This is a genomic window from Streptomyces sp. NPDC002265 (assembly GCF_040296125.1).
In the GTDB taxonomy this organism is placed as follows: domain Bacteria; phylum Actinomycetota; class Actinomycetes; order Streptomycetales; family Streptomycetaceae; genus Streptomyces.
Map to the genome: position 1 here is coordinate 1 of NZ_JBEOWS010000535.1, position 4,477 is coordinate 4,477.

5 protein-coding genes are annotated in these 4,477 nt (G+C 72.1%); 3 read left to right on the forward strand and 2 right to left on the reverse strand.

The genetic code is table 11. From position 1 onward, the window contains the following. Positions 1-157: 157 nt before the first annotated feature. Entirely contained in the window at positions 158-463 is a 306-nt protein-coding gene (locus ABT085_RS44235) for a hypothetical protein (RefSeq protein WP_351622263.1), read from the reverse strand. Between the two features lie 140 nt (positions 464-603). Here ABT085_RS44235 and ABT085_RS44240 point away from each other — a divergent pair, with 140 nt between their 5' ends. Next, positions 604-1,428, forward strand: a complete 825-nt coding sequence (locus ABT085_RS44240; RefSeq protein WP_351622266.1) for a rhomboid family intramembrane serine protease — start codon at positions 604-606, stop codon at positions 1,426-1,428. Positions 1,429-1,434: 6 nt separating this feature from the next. Here the strand turns inward: ABT085_RS44240 and hemE are convergent, their stop codons facing one another. Beyond that, positions 1,435-2,502: a uroporphyrinogen decarboxylase gene (hemE, locus tag ABT085_RS44245; RefSeq protein WP_351622269.1), complete on the reverse strand. Its 1,068-nt coding sequence runs from the start codon at positions 2,500-2,502 to the stop codon at positions 1,435-1,437. 239 nt (positions 2,503-2,741) lie between these two features. Between hemE and ABT085_RS44250 the strand changes: the two genes are divergently transcribed. Both ABT085_RS44250 and ABT085_RS44255 read left to right on the forward strand, forming a co-directional pair. After that, positions 2,742-3,416 (forward strand): DUF3000 domain-containing protein, encoded by a 675-nt coding sequence (locus ABT085_RS44250; protein ID WP_351622272.1) that lies wholly within the window; start codon positions 2,742-2,744, stop codon positions 3,414-3,416. Between the two features lie 263 nt (positions 3,417-3,679). Further along, positions 3,680-4,342 (forward strand): response regulator transcription factor, encoded by a 663-nt coding sequence (locus tag ABT085_RS44255; protein ID WP_189715754.1) that lies wholly within the window; start codon positions 3,680-3,682, stop codon positions 4,340-4,342. Positions 4,343-4,477 lie beyond the last annotated feature (135 nt).

Sequence of the window (4,477 nt, forward strand, 5' to 3'; positions counted from 1 at the left end):
GGGACGATCCGGTGATCCGGGGCTCGGTACGGAACGCCCGGGCCGTCCCGTTGGTCCGGGCCCGGGCACGGAGCAGCGCTCAGGCCGTCCCGATGATCCGGGGCCCGGTACGGAACGCTCGGACCGTCCCGATGGTCCGGGGCCCGGTACGGAGTGCTCAGGCCGTTCCGGTGATCCGGGGAAGCGAGGCCACGGACGCGGTCGTGGCCGTGGTGGTGGTCGCGGCCGGCTGCTCGCCGGCCGGCCGCGCGTGCGCCGCCGAGGGCCTGACGGTCCGCAGCCGGTTGCCGACCGCCTCGTCCAGGGTCACCGGCCGCTTCAGCTGCGCGGCGAGCCGCCCCGCCTCCTGGCCCAGCCGGGCAACGTCCTCCCACGGCAGCCGCACCACCAGTGAGATCTCCGCCTCGCCGTCCGGCAGTGCGTGGATCGCGGGCAGAGCCTGAGCGGTCACTCCGTCGTTCATCGCCTGATCCTCACGTCGTCCCCGCGTCACGCCTTCCCCGCACCGCGGGCGGTTGACGACTCATACGCATGTACGGACGCCGCTGTTCACCGGTCCGCCGTCCACCGGTTCGTCCGGCCTTTCGCGGGCAGTAGTCCCTTGTGGTCATCCCCGTGCACGACGTCAACCCGGTGCGCCGCACCCCCTGGGTGACGTACGGACTGATCGTCGCGAACGTCCTGGTGTTCCTGTTCACGCCGGGCCTCGCCGGCTCCGCGGGGGCCGGCGACCATCTGTCCCGGCTCTGCCAGCTGCACGCGTTCCTGGACCACTACGCGGCGGTGCCACGGGAGTTGATCCACCATCAGCTGCCGGGGACCGTCCCCACCGGCGCCGTCGGGGTCGGCGCGCAGGGGCCGGGCTGCCTGGTCGGCCCGCCGGGCTACGCCAAGTCCCCGCCGCTGTCCGTGTTCACCGCGATGTTCCTGCACGGCAGCTGGCTGCATCTGCTGGGCAACATGCTGTTCCTGCTGATCTTCGGGAACAACATCGAGGACCGCATGGGCCACATCCGCTTCACGCTGTTCTACGTCGCCTGCGGCTATGCGGCCTCGTACGGCTTCGCGCTGCTCAACGACGCGTCCGTCGACCCGCTGATCGGCGCGTCGGGAGCGATCGCCGGCGTACTGGGCGCCTATCTGGTGCTGTATCCGAGGGCACGGGTGTGGGTGCTCGTCCCGTTCCTGGTCTTCCTGCCGCTGCGGCTGCCGGCCTGGCTGGTGCTCGGCTTCTGGTTCGTGCTCCAGGCGGTGTACTCGTCCGGCGAGGGTGTCTCCGAGGTGGGCACGGTGGCGTACGCCGCGCACATCGTCGGATTCCTCACCGGGATGCTGCTCGCCTGGCCGCTGCGGCCCGGCACACCACCGCCTCCGGAGCCGCGCGGCCTGCTGTTCGGCAGGCGGGCGCGGCCCCGGCACTCCTGGTGAGGTGCCTCAGCGGGCGGTACGGGTGTGGACGTACTCCACGAGGCGGGTGAGCGCGTCCGGGTCGGTGGACGGCATGACTCCGTGGCCGAGGTTGAAGATGTGGCCCTCCAGGTCCGCGGCCGCGTCGAGGACCTCGCGCGTCTTGGCCTCTACGGCGTCACGGCCGGCGAACAGGACGGTCGGGTCGAGGTTGCCCTGGAGCGCCTTGCCCGGTCCGACCCGGCGGACGGCCTCGTCCAGCGGCACCCGCCAGTCGACGCCGACGACGTCCGCGCCCGCCTCGCCCATCAGGCCGAGCAGCTCGCCGGTGCCGACGCCGAAGTGGATGCGGGGGACGCCGTACCCCTCGACCGCGCGGAACACCTTCGCGGAGGCGGCCATCACCGAGCGCCGGTAGTCCGCAGGGGCCAGCGCGCCGGCCCAGGAGTCGAAGAGCTGGACCGCGCTCGCGCCCGCCTCGATCTGCACCTTCAGGAAGGCGGAGGTGATGTCGGCGAGACGGTCGAGCAGGTCGGCCCAGAGCTCGGGGTCGCCGTACATCATCGCCTTGGCGTTCTCGTACGTGCGCGACGGGCCGCCCTCGACGAGGTAGCTCGCGAGGGTGAACGGAGCGCCCGCGAAACCGATCAGCGGGGTCGAGCCGAGCTCGCGGGTGAGCAGGCCGATCGCCTCGATGACGTAGGGCACGTCGTCGGGCGTCAGGTCGCGAAGCTGCGCCAGGTCGGCGCGGGTGCGGATCGGGCGCTCGACGACCGGGCCGACGCCGGGCTTGATGTCGAGGTCGACACCGATGGCCTTGAGCGGGACGACGATGTCGCTGAAGAAGATCGCCGCGTCCACGTCGTGCCGGCGCACCGGCTGGAGCGTGATCTCGGTGACCAGCTCGGGGCGCATGCAGGACTCCAGCATCGCGACGCCCTGGCGTACCTTGCGGTACTCCGGCAGGGAACGCCCGGCCTGCCGCATGAACCACACGGGCGTGTGCGGCACGGGCTCACGCCTGCACGCCTTCAGGAAGGGGCTGTCGTACGTCGCTGTCGGCTGCTGGCCCGCGGGGCTTCCGTTCGCACTCACGACGGCAAGTCTCGCACGACGGCGGAGCGCCCCGGTCCGGAGTACGGGCCGCGGGACCAGGTACGGGCCGGGGCGCGGGCGAGGTGCGGGCCGGGGCGCGGGCGAGGTGCGGGCCGGGGCGCGGCGGGGCGGGGCGACGGGGGTGCACGCGGGGGTGCATGGTGTCGTACGCGGGGCGCAAGGGGCCATGGGGGTGTCTTGCTCTGCACGAAGCCCCCGTTCCCCTTAATCTTCCCCGCATGGCTGCGGCTCAGGGACGACTGTCGGACGGCGCTGGCGAGATGGACGACGCGAAGGACACCGGGGAGGACGCCTCACACGCGAACGCGGCTCCGCCGCCCTTCCGGGCCGCGGTGGAGGCGCTGAGAACCGCGCGGCTGCGACCGCAGATCGAGATCGAGCCGACACCGGCCCCGCAGCGGCTGGCGCCGTTCACGTACGCGCTGGAGGCGGCGGTCGTCGACGGCGACCAGGAACTGGCCGACGGCCGGCTGGTGCTGCTGCACGACCCCGCCGGGCACGACGCCTGGCAGGGCACCTTCCGGCTGGTGACGCTGGTGCGCGCGGAGCTGGAGGCGGAGATGGCCGCCGACCCGCTGCTGCCCGAGGTGTGCTGGTCGTGGCTGACGGGCGCGCTCCAGGCGCGTGGCCTCGGGTACGGCGAGCCGAGCGGCACCGTCACGCGCGCGAGCTCCCACTACTTCGGCGGGCTGTCGGCGCGCCCCGCGGCCTCCCAGATCGAGATCCGCGCGTCGTGGACGCCCCGGGAGGGCCTGGGCGGGGTCCCGGACACCGCGGGCCATCTGGCGTCCTGGTGCGATCTGCTGGCCCAGGTCGCGGGGCTGCCGCCGGCCGGTCCCGGCGACGCGTCGGTGGTGACGCTGCCGCAGCGACGGGGGCCGCAGTCCCGGTGACCTCTCGGCCCGTTCCCTCGCCCGTTTTGATGATCTCTTTGTCGATACGGCCACTTTCAGACAACCAAGCGGCTCCGACCGAAACGATTCGATCTTCGGATGATCGCTCGCGTGTCCGAATTGGACGTATTGTTACTCACTAGATCGTGATCATTTCCTAAAGGACGCCGGGTTTGGTGCCGAAGACGACTGTGACCTTGAAAGCACGGTTCGTCCCGGCTTCATCCCCACGAGCCGGTACCGTCCCCCACCCAGGAGGCCTGGTGTCCGTTCTCCTCGAGCAGCCTGCAAGCCTGGTCGCCTACCGCCCGAACAAGCCCACCGCCATGGTGGTCGTGGCCGACCCCCGCGTCCGCTCCACCGTCACCCGCCACCTGTGGGCGCTCGGTGTGCGCGACGTCATCGAGGCCTCGTCCATCGCGGAGGCTCGTCCCCGCATCGGCAACCCCCGCGACATCTGCGTCGCCGACGTCCATCTGCCCGACGGCTCCGGCCTCACCCTCCTGTCCGAGACCCGCGCGGCGGGCTGGCCCAACGGCCTCGCCCTCTCCGCCGCCGACGACATCGGCGCCGTGCGCAACGCCCTCGCGGGCGGCGTCAAGGGCTACGTCGTCACCGGCACCCGCACCAATGTCGGGCTCCCCACCCGCCCCGGTGCCGCCCCCATCGGATCGGCCGCCGCCCGCCTGCACCGCCGCCCCCCGGGTGCCCCGAGCCACCCGGGCGGCTACCGCGAACTGTCCGGACGCGAGGTCGAGGTGCTGCGACTGGTCGCGGAGGGCCAGTCGAACAAGGCGATCGGCGTCTCCATGGGCCTGTCCGCGCTGACCGTCAAGAGCCACCTCGCCCGTATCGCCCGCAAGCTCGGCACGGGCGACCGCGCCGGGATGGTCGCGGTGGCGCTGCGGACCGGCATCATCCACTGACCATCACGACCGAATACCGATCTCCCGACCGGCCCATCGCCCTGAGGTTCACCCCATTGCCCCACTGACCGCTTTCACTGACACGTGTGATACGTGACCGGTTTACACCCCCCAGGCGCCCGCCGACGGAACGTT

What these genes read in the sequence shown, in the direction of transcription:
- ABT085_RS44250 (WP_351622272.1), top strand. Translation starts at nt 2,742, where the DNA reads ATGGCTGCGGCTCAGGGACGACTGTCGGACGGCGCTGGCGAGATGGAC.
- ABT085_RS44235 (WP_351622263.1), bottom strand. Translation starts at nt 463, where the DNA reads ATGAACGACGGAGTGACCGCTCAGGCTCTGCCCGCGATCCACGCACTG.